General features: G+C 73.3%; 28 protein-coding genes and 1 pseudogene. 18 read left to right on the forward strand and 11 right to left on the reverse strand.

Annotated features, from left to right (window positions below; all coding sequences use genetic code 11):
- Nucleotides 1-179 precede the first annotated feature (179 nt).
- Together ACYVGT_RS04960 and ACYVGT_RS04965 are read left to right on the forward strand one after the other, a co-directional pair.
- A complete protein-coding gene (locus ACYVGT_RS04960) occupies nt 180-1,403 on the forward strand; it encodes an MFS transporter (protein WP_460855204.1) in 1,224 nt (407 codons plus the stop codon).
- A 317-nt stretch (nt 1,404-1,720) separates the two neighbouring features.
- A complete protein-coding gene (locus ACYVGT_RS04965) occupies nt 1,721-3,301 on the forward strand; it encodes an FAD-binding oxidoreductase (protein WP_460855205.1) in 1,581 nt (526 codons plus the stop codon).
- A 54-nt stretch (nt 3,302-3,355) separates the two neighbouring features.
- Here the strand turns inward: ACYVGT_RS04965 and ACYVGT_RS04970 are convergent, their stop codons facing one another.
- Nucleotides 3,356-4,129, reverse strand: a complete 774-nt coding sequence (locus tag ACYVGT_RS04970; RefSeq protein WP_460855206.1) for a CPBP family intramembrane glutamic endopeptidase — start codon at nt 4,127-4,129, stop codon at nt 3,356-3,358.
- Nucleotides 4,130-4,243: 114 nt separating this feature from the next.
- Nucleotides 4,244-5,368, reverse strand: a complete 1,125-nt coding sequence (locus tag ACYVGT_RS04975; protein WP_460855207.1) for a serine hydrolase domain-containing protein — start codon at nt 5,366-5,368, stop codon at nt 4,244-4,246.
- Nucleotides 5,369-5,515: 147 nt separating this feature from the next.
- Between ACYVGT_RS04975 and ACYVGT_RS04980 the strand changes: the two genes are divergently transcribed.
- The 3 genes from ACYVGT_RS04980 to ACYVGT_RS04990 all read left to right on the forward strand — a co-directional run bounded on the left by ACYVGT_RS04980 (nt 5,516) and on the right by ACYVGT_RS04990 (nt 7,288).
- Nucleotides 5,516-6,175, forward strand: coding sequence for a TetR/AcrR family transcriptional regulator (locus ACYVGT_RS04980; RefSeq protein WP_460855208.1), 660 nt, complete (start codon nt 5,516-5,518; stop codon nt 6,173-6,175).
- Nucleotides 6,176-6,197: 22 nt separating this feature from the next.
- Entirely contained in the window at nt 6,198-6,698 is a 501-nt protein-coding gene (locus tag ACYVGT_RS04985) for a GNAT family N-acetyltransferase (RefSeq protein WP_460855209.1), read from the forward strand.
- A gap of 251 nt (nt 6,699-6,949) precedes the next feature.
- Nucleotides 6,950-7,288, forward strand: coding sequence for a DUF3592 domain-containing protein (locus tag ACYVGT_RS04990; protein ID WP_460855210.1), 339 nt, complete (start codon nt 6,950-6,952; stop codon nt 7,286-7,288).
- Between the two features lie 63 nt (nt 7,289-7,351).
- On the opposite strand, the gene ACYVGT_RS04995 is transcribed toward ACYVGT_RS04990, so the two are convergent.
- Entirely contained in the window at nt 7,352-8,302 is a 951-nt protein-coding gene (locus ACYVGT_RS04995; RefSeq protein ID WP_460855211.1) for an aminoglycoside phosphotransferase/kinase family protein, read from the reverse strand.
- 152 nt (nt 8,303-8,454) lie between these two features.
- Here ACYVGT_RS04995 and ACYVGT_RS05000 point away from each other — a divergent pair, with 152 nt between their 5' ends.
- Nucleotides 8,455-8,886 carry a DUF3592 domain-containing protein gene (locus ACYVGT_RS05000; RefSeq protein ID WP_460855212.1) on the forward strand — a complete coding sequence of 144 codons (432 nt, stop codon included), beginning with the start codon at nt 8,455-8,457 and terminating at the stop codon, nt 8,884-8,886.
- Nucleotides 8,887-9,058: 172 nt separating this feature from the next.
- On the opposite strand, the gene ACYVGT_RS05005 is transcribed toward ACYVGT_RS05000, so the two are convergent.
- Nucleotides 9,059-9,409: a VOC family protein gene (locus tag ACYVGT_RS05005; RefSeq protein ID WP_460855213.1), complete on the reverse strand. Its 351-nt coding sequence runs from the start codon at nt 9,407-9,409 to the stop codon at nt 9,059-9,061.
- Nucleotides 9,410-9,485: 76 nt separating this feature from the next.
- Here ACYVGT_RS05005 and ACYVGT_RS05010 point away from each other — a divergent pair, with 76 nt between their 5' ends.
- Complete coding sequence (locus ACYVGT_RS05010; protein WP_460855214.1) at nt 9,486-10,490, forward strand: helix-turn-helix domain-containing protein; 1,005 nt, start codon at nt 9,486-9,488, stop codon at nt 10,488-10,490.
- A 40-nt stretch (nt 10,491-10,530) separates the two neighbouring features.
- Here the strand turns inward: ACYVGT_RS05010 and ACYVGT_RS05015 are convergent, their stop codons facing one another.
- The gene (locus ACYVGT_RS05015) at nt 10,531-12,450 is read right to left on the reverse strand and encodes a S9 family peptidase (protein ID WP_460855215.1); all 1,920 of its coding nucleotides are present in this window, start codon (nt 12,448-12,450) and stop codon (nt 10,531-10,533) included.
- 141 nt (nt 12,451-12,591) lie between these two features.
- On the reverse strand, nt 12,592-13,332 hold the full coding sequence (locus ACYVGT_RS05020; protein ID WP_460855216.1) for a MerR family transcriptional regulator: 741 nt from the start codon (nt 13,330-13,332) through the stop codon (nt 12,592-12,594).
- 290 nt (nt 13,333-13,622) lie between these two features.
- On the opposite strand from ACYVGT_RS05020, the gene ACYVGT_RS05025 reads away from it, so the two are divergent.
- Nucleotides 13,623-14,210: a dihydrofolate reductase family protein gene (locus ACYVGT_RS05025; RefSeq protein WP_460855217.1), complete on the forward strand. Its 588-nt coding sequence runs from the start codon at nt 13,623-13,625 to the stop codon at nt 14,208-14,210.
- A 68-nt stretch (nt 14,211-14,278) separates the two neighbouring features.
- On the opposite strand, the gene ACYVGT_RS05030 is transcribed toward ACYVGT_RS05025, so the two are convergent.
- From ACYVGT_RS05030 to ACYVGT_RS05045, 4 genes are all read right to left on the reverse strand, one after another.
- Complete coding sequence (locus ACYVGT_RS05030) at nt 14,279-15,097, reverse strand: sugar nucleotide-binding protein (RefSeq protein WP_460855218.1); 819 nt, start codon at nt 15,095-15,097, stop codon at nt 14,279-14,281.
- Nucleotides 15,098-15,206: 109 nt separating this feature from the next.
- The gene (locus ACYVGT_RS05035) at nt 15,207-16,097 is read right to left on the reverse strand and encodes a CPBP family intramembrane glutamic endopeptidase (RefSeq protein WP_460855219.1); all 891 of its coding nucleotides are present in this window, start codon (nt 16,095-16,097) and stop codon (nt 15,207-15,209) included.
- Nucleotides 16,098-16,501: 404 nt separating this feature from the next.
- Complete coding sequence (locus tag ACYVGT_RS05040) at nt 16,502-17,020, reverse strand: HNH endonuclease (RefSeq protein ID WP_460855220.1); 519 nt, start codon at nt 17,018-17,020, stop codon at nt 16,502-16,504.
- Between the two features lie 437 nt (nt 17,021-17,457).
- Nucleotides 17,458-17,991 carry a GNAT family N-acetyltransferase gene (locus ACYVGT_RS05045; protein WP_460855221.1) on the reverse strand — a complete coding sequence of 178 codons (534 nt, stop codon included), beginning with the start codon at nt 17,989-17,991 and terminating at the stop codon, nt 17,458-17,460.
- A 53-nt stretch (nt 17,992-18,044) separates the two neighbouring features.
- Between ACYVGT_RS05045 and ACYVGT_RS05050 the strand changes: the two genes are divergently transcribed.
- The 8 genes and pseudogenes from ACYVGT_RS05050 to ACYVGT_RS05085 all read left to right on the forward strand — a co-directional run bounded on the left by ACYVGT_RS05050 (nt 18,045) and on the right by ACYVGT_RS05085 (nt 24,205).
- Nucleotides 18,045-18,665, forward strand: a complete 621-nt coding sequence (locus tag ACYVGT_RS05050; RefSeq protein WP_460855222.1) for a TetR/AcrR family transcriptional regulator — start codon at nt 18,045-18,047, stop codon at nt 18,663-18,665.
- A 48-nt stretch (nt 18,666-18,713) separates the two neighbouring features.
- On the forward strand, nt 18,714-18,917 hold the full coding sequence (locus ACYVGT_RS05055) for a molybdopterin-dependent oxidoreductase (RefSeq protein WP_460855223.1): 204 nt from the start codon (nt 18,714-18,716) through the stop codon (nt 18,915-18,917).
- A gap of 157 nt (nt 18,918-19,074) precedes the next feature.
- Nucleotides 19,075-19,701, forward strand: a pseudogene (locus tag ACYVGT_RS05060) (ferredoxin reductase domain-containing protein); the annotation flags it as partial.
- A 171-nt stretch (nt 19,702-19,872) separates the two neighbouring features.
- A complete protein-coding gene (locus ACYVGT_RS05065; RefSeq protein WP_460855329.1) occupies nt 19,873-20,322 on the forward strand; it encodes a helix-turn-helix transcriptional regulator in 450 nt (149 codons plus the stop codon).
- Between the two features lie 5 nt (nt 20,323-20,327).
- Nucleotides 20,328-20,738: a VOC family protein gene (locus ACYVGT_RS05070; protein ID WP_460855224.1), complete on the forward strand. Its 411-nt coding sequence runs from the start codon at nt 20,328-20,330 to the stop codon at nt 20,736-20,738.
- An 86-nt stretch (nt 20,739-20,824) separates the two neighbouring features.
- Entirely contained in the window at nt 20,825-21,115 is a 291-nt protein-coding gene (locus ACYVGT_RS05075; RefSeq protein ID WP_460855225.1) for a hypothetical protein, read from the forward strand.
- 48 nt (nt 21,116-21,163) lie between these two features.
- The gene (locus ACYVGT_RS05080) at nt 21,164-23,557 is read left to right on the forward strand and encodes an ATP-binding cassette domain-containing protein (protein ID WP_460855226.1); all 2,394 of its coding nucleotides are present in this window, start codon (nt 21,164-21,166) and stop codon (nt 23,555-23,557) included.
- Nucleotides 23,558-23,650: 93 nt separating this feature from the next.
- Nucleotides 23,651-24,205, forward strand: coding sequence for a dihydrofolate reductase family protein (locus tag ACYVGT_RS05085; RefSeq protein ID WP_460855227.1), 555 nt, complete (start codon nt 23,651-23,653; stop codon nt 24,203-24,205).
- A gap of 38 nt (nt 24,206-24,243) precedes the next feature.
- Here the strand turns inward: ACYVGT_RS05085 and ACYVGT_RS05090 are convergent, their stop codons facing one another.
- Nucleotides 24,244-24,822: a TetR/AcrR family transcriptional regulator gene (locus ACYVGT_RS05090; RefSeq protein ID WP_460855228.1), complete on the reverse strand. Its 579-nt coding sequence runs from the start codon at nt 24,820-24,822 to the stop codon at nt 24,244-24,246.
- Nucleotides 24,823-24,906: 84 nt separating this feature from the next.
- On the opposite strand from ACYVGT_RS05090, the gene ACYVGT_RS05095 reads away from it, so the two are divergent.
- Both ACYVGT_RS05095 and ACYVGT_RS05100 read left to right on the forward strand, forming a co-directional pair.
- Nucleotides 24,907-25,341 carry a VOC family protein gene (locus ACYVGT_RS05095; RefSeq protein WP_460855229.1) on the forward strand — a complete coding sequence of 145 codons (435 nt, stop codon included), beginning with the start codon at nt 24,907-24,909 and terminating at the stop codon, nt 25,339-25,341.
- A gap of 196 nt (nt 25,342-25,537) precedes the next feature.
- The gene (locus tag ACYVGT_RS05100; RefSeq protein ID WP_460855230.1) at nt 25,538-26,236 is read left to right on the forward strand and encodes a hypothetical protein; all 699 of its coding nucleotides are present in this window, start codon (nt 25,538-25,540) and stop codon (nt 26,234-26,236) included.
- Nucleotides 26,237-26,270: the final 34 nt, after the last annotated feature.

Raw genomic sequence — 26,270 nt, forward strand, 5'->3', positions numbered from 1 at the left:
CCTCGGGCGCGCGTCTCCGCTATTCACGAATTACTCGATGTTGGAAAAAATCCCTAAAAAGATATTTCGAGCAGGAAGGAGCCGTTGAGGGATTGCATCGAATGGCGCCGCGGAAAACCCTGTGCTCCTCCCCCTGCGGCACTGCTAGGTTCGCTGCCGCCTGATACTCAAGGAGGCGGGTGGCGAGTCAGATGCTGGGACGGCGGTTCGGCTGGTTCTGGGCGGCATCGTGGGCGTCGAACCTGGCCGACGGGGTGGCGCTGATCGTGCTGCCGTGGATCGCCACCGGAGTGGCGGACAGCGCCCTGGGGGTCGCCGCGGTGGCAGCCGCGGGCCGTGCGCCGTGGCTGGTGGCGGTGGTCCCGGCCGGAGCGCTGGTGGACCGGGTCTCGCGCACGGCCGCTATGGCGTCGGCCTCCTGCGCCCGCGCACTGCTGTGGGGCGCCCTCGGGGTGCTCGCGCTCACCGGCGGGCTCAGCGTGCCCCTCCTCCTGGGCGCGGCGTTCGCGCTCGGCCTGGTCGAGGTCGTCTACGACACCGCGGCGGTCACCGCCATCCCCGGCCTGGTCCGGCGCGACCAGCTCGATACGGCCAACGGGCGGTTCCGCATCGCCGAGATCACCGCCCAGGAGCTGCTGGGGCGTCCGGCCGGCGGCCTCGCCCTGGCTCTGGGCGCCGCGGCGGCGCTCTTCGCGCCGGCGGCCCTGGGCCTCCTCGCCGCCGCCCTCCTGCTTCCGCTGCGCGGCAGCGAACCCTCCCGGCGGGCCGTGCCCGGCCCGCCCTGGTCCGGGTTCACCGCCATCGCCCGCTCGCCGCTGCTGCGCCACCTCGTCGGCGCCGCGGTGGCCCTCAACCTCGCCTACGCGATGGCCACCGCCATCCAGGTCCTGTTCGCCCAATCCGTGCTGGGGCTGTCCGCACCGCAATTCGGCCTGCTCATGGCCGCCGCGGCAGTCGGCGGGATCGCCGGCGGCCACTTCAGCGCCGCGCTGTCGTCCCGGCTGCCGCCCGGGTGGCTGCCAGCGGCCGGCCTGGCCGCGGCCTCGGCCGGCTACGCCGCAACCGCGGCCTTCCCCACCGTCGCGGTCACCGCCTGCGCCCTGTTCTGCTCCAGCGCAGGCGTCCTCATCTTCACCGTGGCCGCGTCCACACTGCGCCAGCGCGCCGTCCCCGACCACCTGCTCGGCCGCGTCAACGCGGCCGTCGGCATGGCCACCTGGGGCACTGGCGCACTCGGCATGCTGGCCGGCGGCGCCCTGGCCGACGCGGCGGGCCCCTGGCTGACCACCGCCGAAGCGCTGCGCCTGCCCTACGCTGCGGCCGCTGCGGTGATCGCCCTCCCCCTGGTGCTACTGGGCCGCCCCCTGGCCCGGCTCAGCGCCCAGGCCCAGCTCGGGGACTGAAACCGCGGCGCCTCCGATGCCGGTTTCCGGTCGTGCGCTGCCCCGCTCGTTTTCGGAGTCCGGGAGATCCGATTCCGACATCAAATGTCGCTCCCGCGCAGATATCGACAGAAACGTGCATACGGCAGCGCCGATCAGCAGCAAAGCACTCCGCCGGGCCGGCAGTGTGCCAGCCGAAAATCACCTGAAACGAATGGGCAAGAAAACGGGCCGACCGCAACACCGAGAAGAGGGAAACGGCGCGACTGCGCCCCGGATCGAAAAGGGTAGGAACAGTACCGTCGTCCCGTTCCCGCAATTCCTTCGGGGGCTCTCCCATGACCGGCACCCACTCCCTTCCTCCGGAAAGCCGGATCGGCCGCAGCGACGCGCGCTACTCCTCGCTGCGCCGCGGATTCAACCAGCGCTGGCTCGCCCGGCCCGAGCACATCCTGGTCGTCCGCACACCGGAAGAGACCCGCCAGGCCCTCGTCGAGGCGCTGGCGAAGACCAACCACGGCAAGGACAAGCGCATCACCGTCCGCTCCGGCGGCCACTGCTACGAGGACTTCGTGTGCAGCGACGACGTCGGGCAGATCATTGACGTCAGCCCGATGTGCGCGATGTACTACGACGACACGGAGAAGGCGCACTGCGTCGAGGCCGGCGCCACCAACTGGCACGTCTACAGCCACCTCTACCCCGGGACCGGGCGCGCCCTGCCCGGCGGCTCGTGCTACTCGGTCGGGCTGGGCGGCCACATCACCGGCGGCGGCTTCGGCCTGATGTCCCGCCAGTTCGGCCTCACCGTCGACTACCTCTACGCGGTTGAGGTCGCCGTCGTGCGCCCCGATTACAGCGTTGAGCTGGTCACGGCCCGCCGGGACGACCGCGACGCCAAGGCCAGGGCCCTGTGGTGGGCCCACACCGGCGGCGGGGGCGGAAACTTCGGCGTGGTCACCCGCTTCTGGTTCCGCGACATCCCCCAGCCGCCCAGCGAGGTGCTGCTGTGCAACCTGGCCTGGGACTGGAAGGACTTCCACTCCGTCAGCGACCTGCACGCCCTGCTGACCGCATACGGCACCTACTTCCAGCGGCACCAGAACCCGGCCACCCCGGACGGCCGGCTCTTCGCCATGCTCAAGCTCAACCACGTGAGCAACGGCCAGATCGGCCTGCTCGCCCAGGTCGACGCCGACATCGACGGCGCCCAGGAGGCCATGGACCGCTTCATCGCCACCGTCGACGGCGGCATCACCCCCGAGGCCAAAGAGCCCCGCACCCCGATGGGCGAACACCCGCCGATCGCGAAGATGAAGAAGCCCCGACGGCTGCCGTGGCTGGCAGCCACCCAGACCCTGAACGGCTCCGGCGAGAACCAGTGCGGCAAGTACAAGTCCGCCTACATCCGCAAACCCTTCACCGACGCCCAGATCAGCGCCATGTGGGACTACCTCGGCACCAAGCACTTCCCGCCCAAGGACTACACCAACGCCGAGGCCCGCATCCAGATCGACTCCTACGGATCGGCGATCAACACCCCGCAGCGCCAGCACCCGGCCACCGCGATCCCCCAGCGCGACTCGATCATGAAGATGCAGTACCAGGTCTACTGGGCCCCGGGCGACAAGGACGAGCAGAAGCACATCGACTGGATCCAGCAGACCTATGCCGCGACCTTCGCCGGCACCGGCGGCGTGCCCAAAACCCACGACGGCAAAGGCACCCACAACACCGACGGCTGCTACATCAACTACCCCGACGGCGACCTGCCGGAGAAGCAGACCGCCACCGGGCCCGAGCCCTGGCCGTCCCTCTACTACAAGCAGGCCTACCCCCTCCTCCAAGACGCCAAGGACGAGTGGGATCCGCACAACGTCTTCCGGCACAGCCAGTCGGTCCGCCCCAAGCACCCCTGAGGCAGGCGCCCGGCCCACGGCCCTCCCGGCACAGCCGCAGGCGGCGCAATGCCCTCACGTGCGCCGACGGGCTCCGGAACGGGAGAGGAGCAGCACCGCGGCGAGCAGGAACGTCAGCCCGGCGGCGATCAGCGGATCGTAGTCCGCGCCGGAGTTCGGCGATGCCGCCCAGGCGATGTTGAGTGAGGCGTGCCCCGCGGTGGCGAGCCAGAGCCCGCCGCGGGGCACCGCCGTGCAGAAGCGCCCCAGCACCACACGGAACGCCACGGTGAAGAGGAAGTGGGCGGCGACGGCAGGCGCGCCGTCACCGCGCTGCACCCAGGGCACCACGTGCCACAGCCCCCACACGGCACCGATCACCAGCGAGGAGCCGAGCTCGCCCAGCACCGGCAGGAGCCGGGGATGGACGTACCCGGACCACCCGGCCTCCTCCGCCGCGGCGCTGAGGACGTAGACGGCGGCCAGGCCGCACAGCTGCGCGACGGTCATCCCGCCGCCGAGCGGACCACCGGAAGCGACGGCCACGACGGCGGGCAGGGCGCCGAGCGCCGCCACCCACCACCAGGTCCGCGGCACCGGCTGGCGCAGACTCAGCAGGAACGCCCGGGCACCGGAGCCATGCCGCGCCGCCGCCAGCGCGGCAATCGCCGGACAGGCGAACATCAGCGCGGCTCCAGGCACGTCGCTGCCCGTGACCGGCGACAGCGAGCCGAGCAGCGGTCCCAGAGCGTAGAACGGCAGCGTCGCCGCAACCAGAACGGCGGCGGAGACGAGCAGGCCGCCGGAGACCGGCTGCCACGCCCGCCGCAGCGCCTCAGCCGAGCCCACGAATACTCCTTTCGCGCGGAATCGCCGGGCTCCCGCACATGCATCCGCAGCCGGGCCGCCGCCCTCTCCGGTCCAGCGCGGATCCGGGCCCGTTCGAGGACGGCCCGCTGTCCGTCACCCGTCCCGGACCGGGGAGGCGGGCATCGCTGTGCGGTACAGGTGCGCCAGCGCGCCGTCGATGGGATGGGGCCGGGGGCGGCCGTCGGAGCCGAGGGGGTTCCAGCGCTGCATGTTCACCGCAACGGCCATGCTCCGGCCGCCGGGGTCGGCCATGGCCATTGTCCCGCCGCCCCAGACGGTGCCGCCGTGGCCCCAGGCACCTCCCCCGCCTTCCATCGGGTGCAGGCCCAGGCCGTAGTCGATCACCGCGCCCTCCTGGGAGACGACCCGGACGGTGCGCTGCATCTGCTCCAGCGACGCCGTGCTGACGATCTGCCCGTCCAGCAGCATTCCGTAGAAGCGGTTGAGGTCGGCCATGGTCGACACCAGCGCCGCGGCCGGCCCCACCCAGGACATGTCGAAGACGCTGAAGTCGCCGGGCGGGCTGATCATGCCGAACCACGCCTCATACATCCGCGAGTGCTCTCCGCTGATGTGCGCACCGCGGGGGAAGTCCGTGCCGGTGAGGCCCGCGCGCTCGATGACGCCGCCGCGGATGCAGTCCTCGGCCGCCGTGCCGGTCACCCGTTCCAGCAGTTCCGCCAGGAGCAGGTAGTTGGTGTTGGAGTACACCCCGGGGCTGTCGCCCGGCTCGCCCGCCGGCGGCGCGCCGACCCCCATCGCGATGAGCGCGCGGCGGTCGAAGGAGGTGTACCGGTGGTCGAACAGGCTCTGCGGGCTGGTCGCCGCGATGTCGGGGAATGCCCGGAGCGAGGGATAGGCGTGCGGCAGGTACTCGGCGAGGCCGCTGGTGTGGTTGAGCAGCATCCGCACGGTGATCGCGCGGCCGCGTGCGCCCGCGACGAGATCCAGGTAGCGGCTGACCGGCGCGTCCAGTTCGATCCGGCCGCTCTCGACCTGCTGCAGGACCGCCGCGGCGGTGAAGGTCTTGGTGACGCTGCCGACGCGGTGCCGCATGTCGGCGGTGGTGGGGCGCGTTGAGCCGAGTTCGGCGGTGCCGGCCGCCCCGCGCCAGACCTCGTCTCCCTCGCGGACCTCGGCGAACAGCCCCGGCATCCCGGCGCGGTGCACCTCCTCGAGGGCGGAGTCCAGTGCCGCGGTGTCCAGTGGGGAGCCCATGCTGTGGTCCCTTCGGGGGGTTTCGAGGAGCGGACGGCGTGGACGCCGGCCGCTCCGCCCGCATCGGCACCCATTATGCACGCGGTGCGTGCAACGGCAAGTGCACCGGTAGGGTCGGGCCATCGTGGAAACGTCGGAGGGAGCGCAATGGCAGGGCGACGGCGCTGGTCGAGCGAGGACATCCTGGACGCCGCAGCGGAACTGCTGCGCACCGACGACGCCGAGTCGTTCAGCGTGCGCAAGCTCGCCGCGTCCCTGGGGACCGACTCGTCCAGCCTGTACCGGCACTTCCGCAGCAAGACCGAGCTGCTGCGCGCAGTCGCCGACCGCGTCCTGGCCGCCGCCATGGACGGCTACCGCCCCGAAGGCAGCTGGCAGCAGCGCCTCACCGCCGTCGCGCACCGGGTGCGCGATGCGTTCAGCAGCCACCCCCAGCTCGCGGAGGTCTGGGGGCGCTACGCCTCCAGCGGCGCCGGATCGCGGCTGGTGATGGAGGAGGTGCTGCAGGCCCTGCAGGCGTCCGGGCTGTCCGACGAGGAGATCCCGGACCGCTACCACCGGCTCGTGGTCCTCACCGCGGCGCTGATCTCCGCCGACGCCGGGATGGCCGCGGTCAGCTCCCGCGAGCGGGAGCAGAGCCTCGAACTGTTCCGCGTCGCCGTCCTGGGCGCCGACCCCGGCCGGTTCCCCGCCCTCACCCGCTTCGCCCGCGACCTGCGCCCGCTGGGCACCGGCCGGGCAGCCGCCTTCGATGAGATCCTGGCGGCCCACATCGCGGGCATCGAAGCCGCCGTCCCCGCACCCTGACGCCGGACCCGGAGGAGGAGACGTGGCCGAAGAACCGGTACCCGCGCGTCCGGGCGACGCCGCAGCCATCGCCGCCCTGCGCGACGCATGCGCCCGCTGGCAGCAGCGCAGCGGAATTACCCAGTGGAATCCGGGCGAGGTCAGCACCGAGCAGGTTGCCGGCCAGATCGACCGGCGCCAGTGGTGGGTCGTGCGCGACGGCGGTCTCGTGGCGGCCGTGCGCCTGCTGGCCGCGGACCCCCAGGTGTGGCCCGACCCGGGGCCGGCCAAGGCCCTCTACATCCACGGGCTGATGGCCGCCCGCTCCACCGCCGGCAAAGGGCGGGGCCGCCTCCTGCTGGACTGGGCCGAAACCCGCGCCGCACAGGACGGCTGCGCCGCCGCCCGGCTGGACTGCGTCGCCGGCAACCGCCCCCTGCGCGCCTATTACGAGCACCGCGGCTACCTGCCGCGGGGCCGGCGCGATTTCGGCCCCGCAGTGGGGTGGCACCCGGTCATGCGCTACGAAAAGCCCCTGTCCTAGCGCCGCGGACCTAGGGCACACGGCAGGATCAGCACGGCGTGCCGGGGCCGCCCGCAGCGCCGGCGGCTGCCCCTGGTGCGCGGTCACGGCACGGTAAGGCCCGAGTGGCGGCGGCGGTGGTGTACTCGGTCCGCCGACTCCCGGCAGAGTGGTGGGCGGCGACCGAGAGAGAGGCCGTGTCCGTGGAGTTGGCACTGACTATCGGTCTGACATTCCCCGTCGGCCTGCTTCTGGCTGCCTTGCCGGTGCACATGATCTGCAGCGACCGCCCCATCAGAGCCCAAGGCCTGACCGCGACCGCCCGGGTGGTCGACTTCGAGTGGGTGTCCATTGGCCGCGGCACGCACTACTTCCCCACCGTGGAGTTCCACACGCACGACGGCCGCAGCGTCCGCGAGCAGAGCACCGTCAGCAGCAGCCCGAAGCTGCTCCCCGTGGGCCACGCCGTGCAGGTGCACTACCTGCCCCGGGAGCCGGAGCGCTTCTTCATCGAAGGCCACAGCTCAGCGCACATGGCGGCGGTGCTCGGCGCCTTCGCCGTGCTGTTCCTGAGCATCGGCGGCACGGCCGTGGCCAGGGCGCTCCTGTGAACTGCACCCGGCCGCCGCGGGCCGCACGCCGCGGCACCCCGGCCCCGGTGCGGCCCGGCAGGCTCAGCCGGCCAGGCCCCCGGCGAAGGGCATGCCGGCCCACTCGCTGAAGACCGGCGCGATGAAGCCGACCACGGCGGGCAGCTGCGGCGCAAGGGACAGGGTGGCCAGCCCGCGCAGAACCCCCACGGCGTTGACGAATGCCAGGACATCGGGGTCGAGGGGGCGCAGCCCGCGCGCCGTGGCACCGCGGTTGTAGGCGGCCTCCAAGTCGGGGCCCAGACCGGCCAGGTCCCACTCGACGGGGCCCCGCGAGACCAGTTCGAAGTCGGCGAAGCGGGGGCCCGCGGCGCCGGCGAACACGTTGGCGACCGGGCTGTCGCCGTGCACCGGCTGCACCTGCACGCCGGGGAAGCGGGCGGCGAACGCCTCCGGGGAGCGCACCAGCGGCTCCAGCACCCGCCATTCGCGCCGCGCCCGGTCCAGCTCCTGGGCGCCGATCAGGTCCGGATGGCCCGCCAGCTCCGCGAAGGCTTCGGTGACGAAGTCGGGGTCGGCGGCCGACAGGAAGCCCAGCCGGCCCGGGTAGCGGCGCAGCTCGGCGTGGAGGCCGGCAACCGATTCGGCGTTGGCCGCATAGTCCGGCGCAGCACTGCGGTCCTCTTCGGCGAACTCCCAGAAGGTCATCGAGAACCCGTCCTGCTCCACCGGCTCGGCGGGCACCAGGGGGCTGGGCTTCAGGACCGGGACGCCGCGGCCGTCGAGCCAGGCCGCGACCGCGAGCTCGTCGCGCTGGCGGCGCTGCAGGGCCGCCGTGCCGCCGCTGGAGGGCACCACCACCGGTATCCGCGCCACCACCGGTGCCGGGTGGAGCCGCACCACCACGGAGAACACGTCGTGCACGAGGTCGGCGCCGGCCACATCCAGGCCCAGGCCGCGCCCCGCGGCCACGGCAGCGTCGGCGGCACCAGCGGTGCGGCGGGCACGGTCAGCTGCGGAGGCAAAGGCGGTCATGGCCCCATCGTGGCACGGCACCGCCGCGGACCGTGCGGCACGTTCCCGGCCGGGCGCGCCTGCGCACCGGCCGGGACCGCCCCCGGGCGGTGCAGGCGGGCGCAGGGCTCTGGCAGGGTAGGGCGGCCCGCTCCCGAGAGAAAGCCTGTGCCGTGGACTTCGTGATCGCCGTCGGCGTTGTGGCCCTGTTCGCCCTCATCTTCGGTCTGGTCTCCGCGCTGCTGGTGTGGAGCGAACGCCGCTACCGCACCCAGGGCGTCGCCGTCATGGCGCAAGTGGTCGACTTCGAGGTGCGCCGCAGCAGCAGCACCTCGGGCAGCGGCGGATCCAGCCGACGCACCTACCACCCGGTCGTGGCCTACCGCACGGCCGAGGGCCTCGACGTGCGCGGACGCAGCCCGATGGGCAGCAGCCACCCCCGCATCAGCGTCGGCCAGGCCGTCGAGCTGCACTACCTGCCGCAGAACCCCGAGCGGTTCCGCATCCGCGGCGACGGCTCGATGGTGATGGCGGCGGTGTTCGGTGCCATCGCGCTGCTGTGCCTGGGCATCGCCGCCGCGCTTGCCGTCTCCGCACTGCTGTAACGCCGCAGGACCGCGGCGGCCCCGCTCCGGCACGGCCGACTGCGGTTCCGCCGGGGCCGCCGCAGTGCAGCCCACCCCGTACCGGCCCGCCCGCAGCGGCGCGGGCCGGTACCGCAAGGGCGCTTCTCACGCAGGGCCGGGAGCTTCCTGCCGGAGGGAGCCGAATGCGCCCTCAGTGCTGTTCGAGCAGGCAGAACTCATTGCCCTCGGGATCACGCAGCACGGTCCACTCCGCATCCGCCGGCTGGCCGACGTCGGCGTGGGCGGCGCCCCGGGCCACCAGCTCTTCGGCGGCGGCCGCCCGGTCCCGCACCGAAAGGTCGAGGTGCAGCCGGTTCTGCCCGGTTCCCGGCCCGCCGGCAGGGATGAAGAAGAGCGACGGCCCGCGCCCGCCGCGCGGCCGGACCTCCACGCCGTCGGGATAGGGATCGACGACGTCCCAGCCGAGGGTCCGGCCCCACCACTGCGCCAGCGCCAGCGGCTCGCCGGCCGCAACGGTCAGGGCCTCCCAGGTGATGTCCATGCCGCCGATCCTAGAACCCCCGGAGCGGCGTCGATCCGGTTGCACCTCAAGCCGCTTGAGGCACCACAGTGGCCCCATGGACAACGACACGCTGTACTCCATCGGCGACGCCGCCCGGCGCAGCGGGCTCAGCGTCAGCGCCGTGCGGTTCTATGCAGACGAGGGGATCGTCGCGCCCACCGGCACCAGCCAGGCGGGCCACCGGCTCTACGACATCGGCGCCATCGCCGCGCTGGAGCTCGTGCGGACCCTGCGCGAACTCGGCACCGACCTGCCGGGCATCCGCGGCTATCTCAGCGGCGGAACGACACTGCACGGTCTGCTCACCGCCCACCTCGCCGTCGTCGAACGCCAGGAGCGGACCCTGCGCGCCAGAAGAGCGGTCCTGCGGTCGCTGACCACCCAGGGCGCCACCCCCGCCCAGGCCGCGCTCATGCACCGCCTGGTCTCCATGACGGACGAGGAGCGCGAGCAGATCATCGACGACTTCTGGAACGACGTCGGCCGCGGCCTGGACACCCCCGGCGGCCTCGTCGACCGCAACCGCGGCGTGCGCCCCGTCCTGCCCGCCGACCCCACCCTCGCCCAGTTGGAGGCCTGGATCGAGCTGGGCGACCTGCTCCAGGACACGGCGTTCCGCGAGGAGGTCCGGACCGCCCTGCAGGGCTTCATCGACGACAGCACCGGGCAGGTGATCGCCAGCCCCTCCTTCCAGGGCTTCATCTACGGCACCGGAACGGACGCGATGTCCGCACTCGTCGCCCTGCACAGCGACGGCGAACCCCCGTCGTCGCCGCGGGTGCAGGACGCGGCGCGGCAGCTGGCCGAGGGGGTCGCCGCACTCTCCGGCGACGAGGACACCCGCCAGCTGCGGGACCGCGTCGCCGCAGGCCTCCGCCAGGTGCCCGAGATCGAGCGCACCATCGCCGAAGAGAAAGCCGCCGCCGGAGCACCCCCCTACGACGACGCCCACGAGCGCTACCTGATGCTGGTCGCGGCCATCAACGGCACCGGCGACGCCGGCGACCTGCCCTGGGCGTGGATCGCCGACGCGCTGGCCGCCCCCGCCGCCTCCCCCTGACCCCGCGGTGCGCCGGCGGGCGGAGAAACGCCGGCTCAGGTCAGAGCCCGTCCGCCGCCCGGCCCCCCAGATGCCGGGCCAGGAACCGCTCCAGAGCGCGGTACAGCTCGATGTTGCTGTCGGGGTTGGTGAACCAGTGGCCCTCGGACTCGTTGAGCAGGTACTCCACCTCGGCCCCCCGCGAGCGCAGCGCTTCGGCGACCCGGTCGGAGTTGCGCCGGTGCACGCGCACATCGTTGGCGCCGTGGATCAGCAGCACCGGCGCGGTGATGTCGCCGACCCGGGTGATGGGCGAGCGGGCGAGCATGTCCTCCCTCTGCCGCGGGTCCTCCGGGTCGCCGATGTAGCGCAGGTAGGAGTTCTCCACGGCGCGCCGGGCGAACGGCACCACCGACTCGACGAGGTCGACCAGGTCCGACATCCCGGTGTAGCTGACCGCCGCCGCGAACCGGTCCGGAGTGAACGCCGCCCCCACCAGCGCGGCGTAACCGCCGTAGGAGCAGCCGTAGATCGCCACGCGCCCGGGGTCGGTGTAGCCCTGCCCGACCGCCCAGTCCAGGGCGTCGATCAGGTCGTCGTGCATCCGTCCGGCGAACTCGCCGACCGCGGCCTCGACATGGGCCTTGCCATAGCCGGTCGACCCGCGGAAGTTGACCTGCAGCACCGCATACCCGCGGTTGGCCAGCAACTGCACCTCCGGGTCGTAGCACCAGCTGTCGCGGTACCACGGCCCGCCGTGCACCAGCAGCACGGTCGGCAGGCGGCGCGGCTCCACCCCGGCCGGCAGGGTCAGGTGGCAGGGCAGCTGCAGCCCGTCGCGCGCGGTCACGGTGACCGGCGCGACCGGCGCCAACTGGGCCGGGTCGAGGCGGGGGAAGGACCGGAACAGCCGCCGGGCGGTGCCGGCGGCGTGGTCGTAGAACCAGGTCGCGCCGGGGTCGCGATCACGGGTGAAGTCCACGACCCACCGCTGCGCCGCGGCATCGCAGGACACGCGGCCCAGATCGCCGTCGGAGAGCTCGGCCAGCCGCGGCAGCACCTCGGCGAAGTGCGGGTCGAGCGCATGGACCTCCTGGCGGGCCCCGAGATAGCGGGCACCGAGCAGCTCCCCGGTGCCCGGGTGCAGGATCAGCGAGGAAGGGAAGCGCGGGTCGGCCTCGGGCCGCGGCGTGTCCAGATCGAACACGGGGTGGCTGTCAACCTCGGTCTCCTCGCCGGTGGCCAGGTCGAGGCGGACCAGCCGGGTGCGGTCCGTCCCCCGCGCCGAGCCGACCCACAGCCCGCCCCCGTCCGGGGCCGGCGCCGCCGGCAGCGCCCCGAACAGGGCGTCGCTGCCGGAGAACCGCGCGATGGGGCGCCGCGCGCCGGCCTCCCACTCCCACAGCGCCTGGTCGCCCCCTTCCTCCATGGTGAACGCCAGCACCCGACCGCCGGCGCTCAGCCAGGAGATGACGTCGCCGGGGTTCTCGGCGACCGGCACCAGCTCCGCGGTCGCCAGGTCGAGCTCGAACAGGTCGATCAGGTCGGCGCGGCGCTTGTTGAGCTGGACCAGCACCGCCCCCGGGCGGTCCGGCGGCAGCTGCACCCCCACCAGCCGCACGCCCGGGTACGGCGTCAGGTCCACCGCGGGTTCATCGGGCCGCAACGGGTCGGCGCGGTGCAGGTGCCAGTTCTCGTCGCCGTCAGTGTCCTGCTGGAACAGCAGGTAGCGGCCGTCGGCGCTCCAGAAGAACGCGTCGATGCTGCGCCGCTCATCGGAGGTGACGCGCCGGGCACCGGAGGCGGGGGCACCGTCGTCGACGCTCCAGTCGGAGTCGACGGCCCGCACGAACACGTTGAGGCGCCCGCGCCACGGCGCGAGGTAGGCAACCCGCGTCCCGTCCGGGGACAGCACGGCCCCGGTGCGGTCGGGAAGGCCGAAGAACGCTTCGGCGGTGATCAGCGGCGGCTGGGTGGTCATGGCGCATCCTCAGGGTCGGTCACGTGCGGACACCGCAGAGTCCACTCCCTGACGTCGCGTCGGGCGCAAGCCCCCGGCCGCCGGCGACTCGCGGCAGCGGCTCCGCGCAGCGCGGGCCGCCGCGGCACGCACCGGCGCCGGTCAGGCCCCGCCGGTGGAATCCAGCCGCTGCTGGAGGCGGCGCAGGACGCGGTGCTGGACCGGTTGGAGGTTCTGCCGGCTCAGTTCGTCCACCAGCTCAGCGGCCCTGCGCCCGAACGGGCCCAGGCGGGCCAGCCGCTCCGTCAGCGGCCCCATCTGCGCCGCCATGTCCTCGACCAGCTGGGCGGCCTCGTCATCGGGGGTGTCGGGCCCCAGTGCGTAGAAGCGCTCCGTCAGCTGCGCGAACGGCGCCTGCAACTGCTCCGGCTCGCCGAGCAGGGCGGCGAACCGGGCGGGGCCGTCCTCGCCGAGCAGATGGGCGACCAGGATGAGCTGCTCGTGCTCGTAGCGCGCCATGTCCTCCGGGATCTCCGCCACCTCAGCCGAGCGCCACGCCGACAGCTCGGGAGGCAGGTCAGGCGGCGATCCGGCGCGGCGCAGCGCCGCGATACGGGCCCGGCGGGTGGTGAGCCGCTCGATCTCGTCGGCAGCGCGGCGGTCGAGCTCGGCCAGCAGCTCCTCGGCCGCATCCGGGTCGTCCAGTACGCCGGGCAGCGCCGCCAGCGGGACGCCGAGCGCGGTCAGCCGCGTGATGCGCAGCAGCCGCACGAGGTGGCCGACGCCGTAGGTGCGGTAGCCGCCGGCCGAGCGCGGCGGCTCCTCCAGCACCCCGATCTGGTGGTAGTGGCGCAGTGTGCGCACGGTGACGCCGGCCAGTTCGGCGAGCTCGCTGCTGCGCATGGGCTGCTCCTTCGGCTCCGGGCCGCGCCGGGCGCGCGGCCGTCCCACTGCCCGGTCCCCTCCCCGCTCGCGCGGGTCCGGGCGGCACTCGCGCGCGGCGGCCGCCCTGCGCGGCCCCGCCGCTGCCAGCTAAAACCACGACGCCGCGGCAGAGTCAAGGACCGCGCACCGCGCGGCCGGGAGCCCCTGCGATGAGTTCGCGCGCCCCGACCGGTCTCCCTCCCGGTAAGGACAGCCGCACCACGGGCCGCTGCCCCGCCGACAACCGCACACGAGGAGACCGGACCGCGATGAGCATGATCTTCAGCCACATGACGATGTCCCTGGACGGCTACATCGCCCAGACCGACGACCGGGTCGGAGAACTGTTCGAGTGGTACCACGCCGGCGACACTGCCGTGCCCACCCCCAACACCGACCTCTCCTTCACGGTGGACAGCGCGGGGGCGCAGGCGTGGCGGCGCCTCACCGAGAACACCGGAGCGCTGATCGCGGGCCGCCGCCTGTTCGACATCGCCGGCGGCTGGAACGACCAGCACCCGGCCGGAGCACCCGTCGTGGTGGTCACCCGCCGGCCGCCCGAAGACGCCGCCGAGAAGTGGCCGCGGACAGTCTTCGCCGGCAGCATCGAAGAAGCGGTCTCGGCGGCCACCGAGATCGCCGGCGCCAAGGACACCGTCATCGCCAGCGCGAGCGTGACCCAGCAGGCCCTCGCCCTGGGCTTGGTGGACCAGGTCTGCGTCAGCCTCGCCCCGGTGCTGTTCGGCGACGGCATCCCCTACTTCGCCGCGCTCAAGGGCGGGCACGTGCTGCTGGAGGACCCGGTCGTCATCCCCGGTCGGCGCGCCCTGCACCTGATGTACCCGGTCCGCCGGTAGAGCCGGGGGCACCGGGCAGGTGCGCGGGGACGCGGGGGCGGCGCCGCCGCGGTGCCGCGGTGCCGCGGTCAGCGCAGGAACTCGCGGGCGCCGCGCAGTCGGGTGCGGAGGCGTTCCTGCGTGGCGGTGCAGTCGAGGCGCACATCGAGCGGCCCGGGCGGGCCGGTCTCGGACCGCCGCGCGGCGGGGAGCACGGCCGGGTCGATGCCGTCCCGCAGGGCGATCAGGGTCCCCGCCTCGTGGCGGCTGAGCGCGTCGGATCCGGCAGCGTGGCGGACGCCGGCGTGGCCGGGTGCGGCGAGTTCGAGGAGCGCGGATGCCAGGTCGCCGACGTGGACCGGGCAGCGCACGTCGTCGGTGAACAGCGCTCCGCTGGAGGCCCCCGCGGCCAGGTCGCGGACCCTCCGCTCGTGCGGCGACCCGCCATCGCCGAGGATCAGCGACGTCCGGACGATCACCGCCGAGGGGCTGATGGCGCTGACCGCGGTCTCCGCCGCGGCCTTGGCGGCACCGTAGGGGGTGACCGGGTCCGGGGCCGCCGTCTCGCCGTAGCTGACCGCGGCCCCGGAGAAGACGGCGTCGCTGGAGACGTGCACCAGCCGGGCGCCGGCCGCTGCGGATGCGAGGGCCACATGCGCGGCTCCGTCCGCGGTGATGCGCCAGTCGCTCTGCCGGTAGGCCGCGTTGACGACGGCGTCCGGCCGCACCGCGGCCACCACCTCAGCGGCCCGCCCGCGGTCCCGGACGTCGAGGGGCGACCAGGCCGCCGCTGCCGTGCCGGGCCGCTGCGCCCGGCATGTTGCGGCCACCCGGTGTCCCGCGGCCGCGGCCTGCCGGACGACTTCGCTGCCGAGGAACCCGCTGCCGCCGATGACCAGGAGCTGCATCTGCAGCCGCCTCCTTCCTCGCCGCCGGGAGCCGGACCGCCGGCCCCTGCACGGCACGGGTGGGCTCTGGGCGCGACCGGACCGCGGCGCGCCGCTGCGGCCCAGGGTGTCACGGGCGGGCGTCCGCAGAGGGCCGCGCACTGCCGGGCCCGCGGCTAGCGGCGCGGAGCCGCCGGCCGCAGGCCCGGTACTGCGGCGGATCTGCGGCCCGCCGCTGCTGCGCACGCCAGTACAGGGCCACGGCGGCGGCCAGGGCGAAGGTGACCGCCGACCGCAGGAGCAGGCCGGGGGTGCCGAGCTCGGGCAGCAGTGCGTCGGCGGCGTTCCAGGAGGCGTGGGCCAGCACCGCCGCCCACACCCCGCCGCCGAGGTACTCGCTGGCGAACAGGATCAGGTAGCTCAGCGGCAGCAGGGTGGGGAAGAACAGCGCGCCGGGCCAGCTGAAGAGGCCCATGGCGTGCTGCCCGGTGCCTTCGATGAAGAACAGCGGCAGGTGCCACAGCGCCCAGGCGCCGCCCAGCACAGCGGCGGTGCGGGCCGGCCCCCGGGTGGCGCGCATGCGCGGCTGGGCGTAGCCGCGCCAGCCGAACTCCTCGGCGAGCGGCCCGGAGATGAGGGTGTAGCCCAGGACGCCGCCGGCTCCGCCGACGCTGGCGGCGACCGCTGCCGCGTGCTGGGGCAGCGCGGACAGGTCGCCGGTGTTCAGGGCGAGGGCGGCGGTGGCGGTGGGCGCGGCGCCGAGCAGCAGGGCGAGGGCGGGCCAGGCGGCGGCTGCGCGGGCGCGCAGCGGGGCGAGCCCTGCGCGGCCGCGCACCCACAGCGCCGCAGCGGCCAGGGTGGGGCCGAAAGAGCCGAGGACGAACAGGGCGGTGGCGCCCGGACCGTCGCCGGTGGCGGTCCCGGTGGCGATGAGCGCGGCCCACGGGAGCCAGGACAGGGCGAGGGTGAGCGCGGCGAAGGCGCCCAGTCCGGTGGTGCGGGTCTGCGGTGTGGAGGACATCTCCGCCTCTTTCCATGGGGGGTGGTCGGCTCCCAGGCTTCCCCCGCGCCGCCCCGCCGTCAGGGGTGGCGGTCTTCCGCCGGGGGTGGTGCCCGCACCCGCCCCGGCAGTGGCGCAGGGCCGCCGAGATGTTCCTCGACGAGGTCGCCGACCCCGGCACCGTGCTCCTACCGCGGCGAGCTGCCGGTGCTCACCGAGCGAGTCGGCCCCCCCCGGGCAGGGCAGAGTCGTCGACCTTCAACGCCCGCCTGGGCGCCCCCGGCCGCGGCTCCGAGGCGCCGAGCAGGGTGGACCACCGGCGATCCACCCTGCTCGCCTACTCCGGTCACACTCGGTGGCCTCCCTCCGCAAGCCGCCCGGAGCCGGGTGGGGAAGGCGGACGTCCGATCGTGCTGCCGCACCCCTCACAGGGCGATGTCGCGTACGTCTTCAGAGCCGCAGCTTCCGCAGATGCGCCGCGCCCCCTGGCCGTGGTTCCCGCTGCGGAGCTGGAGGTTCTCGATCCTGTTGTCGTCGGCGATGCCGTTGATGTGGTGCACGGTTTCGTGCTCACTGAGCAATCGCCCGAGCTTGCGTGCCATCACCCACCTGTGCTGAAGGAAGGAAACCCGTTTGGGTCTCCAAGCGCCTTCGCTGCCGGGGACCAGCATGTTCACGTACTTGAAGAGCGAACCGTGATTCAGGCGGATCCATCCAGCCGGGTCATCAAGCTTGCACTCCCAGGAGCAGTACCGCATGGAACTCACCCGGTAGACGAACTGCTGGCCGCAGCTGCCGCAAAGGCGGGGTGGCGACTTCCCCGCCGGCCGTCGGCAACTCGTTATCTCCCGCTTGTGGCGGTGGCCGCACGCGCTGTGGTCGAAGCAGCTGGAGTTCCAACCCTGGTTGTCGAATCGCCTGACGCCGGAGATCAGCGAACGCATGTACGACTTCGACGCGTTTTCGAGCTTCCTTCGCCGTGCGAATTCCGTTGCAGGCAGCTCGCTCCAGCCTCCCCAGCCTCGCGTCAACCAATATTGCCTGGCCTCCGGGAAGCCCCACTTATCGGAGGCGTGAATCCGGCGGCTCCATGGACTTCATTGCGTCGCGATCTGTTTGTTCTGTCGCGAAATAACGTTTCCAACCAAACGTTTTTCAGCAGACCGCAACGCGACCACCCCTGCCCCGCTCGGGCCGGGCCGCGCGCCCATCGCCGGAACGCTGGTGAGAGCCGTTGGCTGAGGAGCTGGGCGAGCTGCCCGGCGGACACGGCCACCGGGCAGGCAGCCGTCTCAGCCGGGCATCCCCTTGCGGGGCGGCCTCTGCGGAGTCGCCAAGCGCCCGGAACGGCCGTGCCGCGGCAGATTCGGGCCAGGCCCGGTCACAGGCTGCGGATGTAGTGCTGCAGGAGGGCTTGCTCGCCGGAGGGCGCTGTGCCCAGCTCGACGTCGCCGTAGGGGGCGAAACCCGCAGCGGCCAGTGTGCGCATAGAGGCTGCGTTCTCGCTGGCGGTCCGGGCGTACAGCTCTCCAAGCCCCATGCGGGTGCCGAGTTCGACCGTGCACTCCACGGCCTGCTGCGCGGCTCCGCGGCCGCGCGCCGCTGCAGCGAGCCAGAAGCCGACCTCGGCGCGGTCGCCGGCGATGTCGAACAGCACCACGCTGCCGAGGAACTCCTCCGAGCCGGACTCGGCGATCGCGAGCACGGCCAGGGTGCCGCTGACGAGCCCCGGGGTGATGATCGAGTCGACCTGCTCCACGACCAGGGCCGGGGTGTAGTGCGGTTCGGGAAGATGGGCGAACCGGCGGACGTCTGCATCCGCGGTGCCGGCAGCATACGCGGCGGCATCGTCGGCGCCCAGGGGCCTGATCATCACACCTGCTCGCGCGATGGGCAGCAGTGCCCGGATGTCCACACAGCCTCCTAAAGTGATCACCGTTCGCTTAGCACGCTAGCAGATGAGGAACTATGTCGTACTGGCTCCGGCAGCGCCCTGCGCCGCAGCGCAAGCGCGCACTGTCACCGCAAGCGATCGCGGAGGCCGCCGTGGTGATCCTGGATTCCGAGGGCGAGGACGGCCTGAGCCTGCGGACACTGGCCGCGCAGCTGGGTGTTGTGGTCGCGAGCTTGTACCGCCATGTGCGCAGCCGCAGCGAAGTACTGGATCTGGCCGTGGACGCCGTGCTGGTCTCCGACGCCGATACCGCCGGCGAGTTGACCGGCGACGACCTCGTGCGCACGCTGCTGGCGTGGCGATCCCACCTGCTCCGGCACCCCTGGGCGATCACGCACGTGATGCGGCAACCACCGCTTGGTCCCGGCTATCTCGCCCTGTCCGACCGGTTGTGCGCGCTGCTGTCCGAGCGCGGGGTGCCGGACGAGGAGCTGCTGAGCACGTCCTACGCGATGAGCGACTTCGTGATCGGCTGCGTGCTTGCACAGCGCAACGCAGAATCGGCGGGCCAGCAATGGCCGGCATCACTGGAGGACCGGGGCTACCCCCATCTGCACCGCGCCGTGTCGGCACACCAGCCCACCTGGGAAGCAGTGACCCGGCACGGACTCGAGCGCCTCGCAGGAGACCGCTAACCCCATGAGCTCGACACCGACTGGGCCGGCGTCAGCCTGGTGGAAGGCGTGGAGACCACCGCCGCCGACGCCCTGACCCACTCCCACGGCGGCCCGGCCCGGCTTCTCGTCCCGCGCCTGTACTTCTGGAAGTCGGCGAAATGGGTGCGCGGCCTGACGCTCCTGCCCAGCGACGAACCCGGCTTCTGGGAGCAGGCCGGCTACCACGGCTACGGCGACCCCTGGCGCGAACAGCGCTACCGGGGGGACTGATCCGTGGCCCGCTGGCTCCCGGCCGCCCTGGAAGCCGACCGGTGGGAGACCCCCACCGCCCGCACCCTGGTGCTGTCCGTCCCCGGGTGGACCGGGCACCGCCCCGGACAGCACGTCGGCGTGCGCCTCACGGCCCAATACGGCTCGCTCCTACTCGGTGTCCTCGGCGTCGGGCCCCGACCGCCTGGAACTCACCGTCCTGCTCGACCCCGGCGGCGAAGTCTCCCCCTACCTGCTCCGCGACTTCCGGGTGGGCGACCGGATCGATGTGCGCGGCCGACTGGGCGGCTGGTCCGTGTGGAACACCACCGCGCCCGGCCCGGTGGTCCTCATCGGCGGCGGCTCGGGCATCGCCCCGCTCGCCAGCATGGTCCGCGAGCGCCGCCGGACCGGAAGCCGGGCCCTGTTCCGGGTCCTCTACTCCCTGCGCAGCCCCGACGACCGCTACTACCGCACCGAACTGGGGCCCGCTGCCGGGCCCGGTGTCGACGTGTTCCTGGCCTACATCCGGGAGGTGCCCGAGGAGTCGCCCCGCGGACCCAAGCGGCTCAGCGTCGCCGACCTCAACACTCACGGGTTCCCGGCAGAGTTCAGCCCGGTGTGCTTCGTGTGCGGACCCACCGGGTTTGTCGAGACCGCCGCCGACGGCCTGATCGCCCTCGGACACGACCCCCGCCGGATCCGGACCGAGCGCTATGGAAGCGGAGACCGCGGCGCGTTCGCCCGCCTGCACGTCTCCACCGGCGGCCCCGGCCTGGTGGCGCGCTGCCCCGCCTGCGCGGTGCTCGTGCTGCGCCTGGTGCGCACCCCGGACGGACTGGCCTTGGACCCGGGGGGGCACCGGTTGCATCACTCTGCCCCTGGACGAGTGACGCCGCGGCCGGTGACCCAAGCAGGCCGCGCTGCTGACCGCCGCTTTACGGGAAACGTCGGAGCTGCATGGAAGACTGGGCGCATGGCCAGGCGATCTTCCCGCGAGCAGCGGCTGCGCGACCTCGCGGCGCTGCGGCGGGTCCGCGACCGCATCGACCGCGAGTACGCCGCGCCGCTCGACGTGGCCGCACTGGCGCGCAGCGCCAGCATGTCGGCCGGCCACCTCAGCCGCCAGTTCCGCGCCGCCTACGGCGAATCGCCCTACTCCTACCTGATGACGCGCCGCATCGAACGCGCCATGGCACTGCTGCGCGGCAGCAGCCTCAGCGTCACCGACGTCTGCTTCGCCGTCGGCGGCTCCTCGCTGGGCACCTTCTCCACCCGCTTCACCGAACTCGTCGGCATGTCCCCGAGCGCCTACCGCGACCTGGCCGACTCCGGCGCCGAGCACCTGCCGGCGTGCATCGCCAAGCAGGTCGCGCGGCCGGTCAGGAATCGAGAAGCGCCCGCGGCGCCGCTGAGCCTAGTGTGATCTGCATGGACATCGCGATCAACGCCAGTTTCCTGCCGCACACCGACCCCGAGGCGTCGCTGGGCTTCTACCGCGACCTGCTCGGCTGGGAGGTGCGCAACGACGTCGGCCAGGGCACGATGCGCTGGATCACCGTCGGCCCGCCCGGACGGCCGGACACCTCGGTCGTGCTGCAGCCGCCCTCGGCCGACCCCGGCATCACCGAGGACGAGCGCGCCGTCATCGAGCAGATGATGGCCAAGGGCACCTACGCCGGGCTGCTCCTGGCCGCCGAGGACCTCCAGGAGGTCTTCGACCGGCTGCAGGCCGGCGGCGCCGAAGTCGTCCAGGAGCCCACCGACCAGTTCTGGGGCGTGCGCGACTGCGCCTTCCGCGACCCGGCCGGCACCCTGCTGCGCATCCAGGAGCGCAGCTGAGCACCGCCGGCGGGCCGCGCCCGGCCGCCCGGTGCCGCCGCGACACCGAGCACCGGCTGCGCACCGACACCGCTTCCGCGCAGGGAGTGCCGCCCCTGGTACCGCTGTCCTGCGGCTTCGAGGACGGCGCCGTCCACCTGGGGATCGGACCCACCCGCGACGCCACCATGGTCGAAGGCCGCGCCGAACCGATCGCCCTGGACGCCCTGCCGCGCGAGCGCGCCGACCTCTTTGCCGCGCGCACCGGCTTCGATCCCCCCGCCCAGGGCCAGGGCTACCGCCGGCACCGCAGCACGCCCGCCCGCATCCACGCCCGGCGCGAAGCAGACGAACCGGCGGGGCGCACGCTGATGCGCGACCGCCAGTGGCCTGCCTGACGCCCGCGCCGGCCCGCCCACCCGACCCACACCACGAGGGACACCGCCATGACCAGCGACCTTGCGCCCGCCGGCGCCCCCGGATCCCACCCTGCCGACCGGCACGACCGCATCCGGGTCGTCGGCGCCCGCCAGAACAACCTGCGCGACGTCGCCATCGAACTGCCCAAGCGGCGCCTCACCGTCTTCACTGGGGTGTCCGGCTCCGGCAAGAGCTCCCTGGTCTTCAGCACCATCGCCGCCGAGTCCCAGCGCATGATCAACGAAACCTACAGCGCGTTCCTGCAGGGCTTCATGCCCGCCGCGCACCGCCCCGAGGCCGACGTGCTGGACGGCCTGACCACCGCCATCATCGTCGACCAGGAGCCGCTGGGCGCCGACCCGCGCTCCACGGTGGGCACCGCCACCGACACCAACGCGATGCTGCGCATCCTCTTCTCCCGCCAGGGCAGCCCGAGCAACGGCGGCCCGCAGTCCTACTCCTTCAACGTCGCCTCCGTCTCCGCCCAGGGCGCGATGACCGTGCAGCGCGACCCCGACCGGACCCGCGCCCAGAAGGTCGCCTTCAGCCGCACCGGCGGCATGTGCCCGCACTGCGAAGGACTCGGCCGCGTCGACGACATCGACCTCACCCAGCTCTACGACGACACCAAATCCCTGTCCGAGGGCGCCTTCACCATCCCCGGCTGGAAGTCGGACTCCTGGTGGACGGTGCGCACCTACGCCGCCTCCGGATTCGTCGACCCCGACAAGGCCATCCGCGACTACACCAAGCGCGAACTGCACGACTTCCTCTACCGGGAGGCCGTCAAGGTCACCGTGGACGGCTCCACCCTCACCTACGAGGGCCTCATCCCCCGCATCCGCAAGTCGTTCCTGTCCAAGGACCGCGAAGCGATGCAGCCGCACATCCGCGAATTCGTCGACCGCGCCGTCACCTTCGGCACCTGCCCCGCCTGCCAGGGCACGCGCCTCTCCGACGCGGTCCGCGCCTCGCGCATCGAGGGCAGGAACATCGCCGACCTGTGCGCGATGCAGATCAGCGACCTCGCCGAGTGGGTGCGTGCCCTGGACCTCCCCGAGGTCACGCCGCTGCTGGAGAAACTGGGCCACACCCTGGACTCCTTCGTCGAGATCGGCCTGGGCTACCTGTCGCTGGAGCGCGCCGCGGGCAGCCTGTCCGGCGGCGAGGCCCAGCGCACCAAGATGATCCGCCACCTGGGCTCCGCCCTCACCGACGTCACCTACGTCTTCGACGAGCCCACCATCGGCCTGCACCCCCACGACATCGCCCGCATGAACCGGCTGCTGCTGCGGCTGCGCGACAAGGGCAACACGGTGCTGGTGGTCGAGCACAAGCCGCAGACCATCGCCATCGCCGACCACGTCGTCGACCTGGGCCCCGGCGCGGGCTCCGGCGGCGGCCACGTCGTCTTCGAGGGCAGCGTGCAGCACCTGCGCTCCGCCGACACCGCCACCGGCCGCCACCTGGCCGACCGCGCCCCGCTCAAGGACAAGGTGCGCACCCCCTCCGGAGTCCTGGAGGTGCGCGGCGCCCGCGCGCACAACCTCGACGGCGTCGACGTCGACATCCCGCTGGGGGTGCTGGTCGCCGTCACCGGCGTGGCCGGCTCCGGCAAGAGCTCGCTGATCCACGGCTCGGTGGCCCCGCGCGAGGGCGTCGTGGCCATCGACCAGGCGCCGATCCGCGGCTCGCGCCGCTCCAACCCGGCCACCTACACCGGCCTGCTAGAGCCGGTGCGCAAGGCGTTCGCCAAGGCCAACGGCACCAAGCCGGCGCTGTTCAGCGCCAACTCCGAAGGCGCCTGCCCCAACTGCAAGGGCGTCGGGGTGCTCTACACCGACCTGGGGATGATGGCCGGCGCCGCGATCACCTGCGATGTGTGCGGCGGCAAGCGCTTCGAGGAGTCGGTGCTGGCCTACACACTGGGCGGGCGTACCATCGCCGAGGTCCTGGCGATGCCGGTGGCCGAGGCGGCCGAGTTCTTCGCCGCCGGTGAGTCGCGGGTGCCGGCCGCCCAGCGCATCGCCGCGCGGATGGCCGAGGCGGGGCTGGGCTACCTGGCGCTGGGCCAGCCGCTGACGACCCTGTCCGGCGGCGAGCGCCAGCGCCTGAAGCTGGCGGTGCACCTGGGCGACAAGGGCGGCGTGGTGGTACTGGACGAGGTCACCGCCGGCCTGCACCTGGCCGATGTGGCCCAGCTGCTCGAACTGCTGGACCGGCTGGTGGACTCGGGCCGCACGGTGATCGCGATCGAGCACCACCTGGCGGTGATGGCCCACGCCGACTGGATCATCGACCTGGGCCCCGGCGCCGGCTCCGACGGCGGCCGCATCGTGTTCGAGGGAACCCCGGCCGACCTGGCCGCCTCCGGGTCGACGCTCACCGGCGAGCACCTGGCGGCCTACACCAGCGCCTGACCTGCACCGCAGCGGCGGGGCCGCGCAGTATCCGCACAGCATGCCGTGGACGGCCGGCGCTTCCCGCGCCGGCCGCAAGGACAAGGGGGGCCGATGCGCAGGCTGATCATGACCCAGAACCTCACCCTGGACGGGGCGGCCGAGATGATCGGCGACTGGTTCTCCCCCGAGGACGCGGCCTCCCAGGACTATCTCGCCGGAGAGCTGGCCCGCTACGGCGCCGCGGGCGAGTCCCTCCTGTTCGGCCGCAGGACCTTCGAGGACCCGCGCGGGTTCTGGCCGCTGCAGCGCGACGACCGCACCGGCGTCACCGCCGCCCTGGACAGCGCGGCCAAGTACGTGGTCAGCTCCACTCTGGCCGACGCCGGCTGGGAGCACTCGGCGGTGCTCGCCGGCGACCCGGTCGGGCAGGTGCGCGCGCTCAAGGAGGAGGGCGGCGGGGACCTCGCCTGCATCGGCAGCATCCGCCTGGCGCATGCGCTCATCGCCGCGGACCTGGTCGACGAGTACCGCCTGTTCACCTACCCGGCCGTGCAGGGCGGCGGGCGGCGGCTCTTCCCCGAGGGCCGGGCCATCCCGCGGCTCGAACTGCTCGACGCCGCCGCGTTCCCGTCCGGCGTGGTCCGCACCCGCTACCGGCCGCTGTGAGCGGCCGGCGCCGCTGAGCCAGCCGCGCTCCGGCGCCCTCAGGCCAGGGCGGCGGCCAGCAGGCGGTCCAGCGCCCGGTGGGCGGCATCGCGCGCCGCGGTGTCGCCGGGGCGCTCGGACAGCCACAGGGCGGCGTCGTTCATGGCGCCGGACAGCTGCACGGCCAGCGCGCCGCACAGGTCGGGGCCGACGCCGGCCGCGGCCAGGGCTTCGCGCAGATGCGTACCGGAGTGGGCCTCGTCCAGGGCGCGCCAGGCGGCCCAGCCCAGTGCGGCCGGGCCGTCGGTGAGGAGCACGCGCGCGGCGCCGTCGGCGGTGATGGCGTCGAGGAAGGCGTGGCTGCCGGCCGCGAGCTGGTCGCGGGGCGAGGGGCCGGCAGCGTCGGCGGCCGCGGCCACGGCGTCGCCCACCTGCGCGTGCAGGCGCTGGGCCGCGGCGGCGAACAGCGCGGGTTTGCCGTCGTAGTGGTGGTAGACGGCGCCGCGGGTCACGCCGGCGGTGCGGGCCACAGCATCCAGCGACGTGCGGCTGTAGCCGTGGGCGGCGAAGTGGTGCAGGGCGGCGTCCAGGACGCGGCGGCCGGTGGCGGCGGCGTCAGCGGCGGTGGCGCGGGGCATGGGCGGTCCTCGCAGACTTTACATACATGGAGTATGTATGATGGCCGTGTTTACATCCACAGTGTATGTATCTGAGGGGCGCCCATGCCGACCACCAGCTTCTACCCCGTCCTGATGACCGACGACATCCCCGCCGCCACCGCCTTCTACCGCGACATCCTCGGCTTCACCACCACCTTCACCTCCGACTGGTACACCAGCCTGCGCCTAGGCAGCTACGAACTCGCCCTCCTCGACCCCGAACACGCCACCGTCCCCCACGGCTACGGCACCCGCGCCGCCGGCCTCCTCCTCAACCTCGAAACCGACGACGCCACCGCCCTGCACACCCGCCTCACCCGCAGCCACGGCATCGAACCGGTCCTGGGCCTGCGCGACGAGGACTTCGGCCAGCGCCACTTCATCATCGAAGGCCCCGGCGGCGTCCTGATCGACATCATCGAACCCATCGCCCCCTCACCCGAATTCGCCGCCGCCTACAGCCCCGACGCCCTGCCCCGCAGCGGCGGGTCCAGCTGACGAAACGCCGGCAGGCGGCCGGCGCGCACCGCGGCCCCCAGCACCGGCAGCCGCACCCCAACGCCGGCCCCCGCCGACCCGCGCGGCGGGCCGGCGGACGCGGCGCCGCGCGGCCCGACCCGGCCGGAACCATCCCGCCCGCCGGAACCGTCCCACCCCCGGACCGCACGCAGCACCGAGGAAGGCCCCATCCCCCGTGGAGAACCCCGAAACCCTCATCCCCCTGGTCGTGATCGCCACCGTCGCCATCGCCGTGATCGCCATGGCCGCCTCCAGCGCCGCCCTCGACAAGCGCATCAAAGAACTCACCGCCTGGGCCGACGAACACGGCTGGCGCTTCGAAGAACGCCGCCCCGACCTCGTCGGCTACTTCTCCGGCACCCCCTTCGACAAGGGCAGCAACCCCACCGCCGGACTCGCCCTCACCGGAACCCACCGCGGCCACCGCGTCCTGGCCTACGAGCACACCTACACCACCGTCCAGTCGACCGGGCAGACCACCACCCGCAAGACCCACCGCTTCCACATCACCGCCCTGGCCACCCCCGTCTCCACCCCCACCCTGCAGATCAAGGAAGAGCACTTCGGCCACACCCTGCTCAACCTCGTCGGCCTGCACGACCTCCGCCTGGGCGACGACGACTTCGACCGCGCCTTCCGCATCGAAACCACCGACGACGACTTCACCCGGGCCGTCCTCGACGCCGACCTGCGCGCCTGGCTCCTGGCCACCCCCGCAGCGGGCCACCTGCCGCTGCGCTTCACCGGCGACCACCTCATCACCTGGGAGGCCACCCGCCTGCACCCCGACCGCGTCCGCACCGTCGCCGACCGCCTCGCCGACCTGCTCGAACGCATCCCCGACACCGCCTGGGAACAGGCCAAGGCCCGCTGAACCCGCCCCCGCGCTAGGATCACCCGCCCGGCGG

The sequence above is a fragment of the Nocardiopsis coralliicola genome (genome assembly GCF_054779695.1).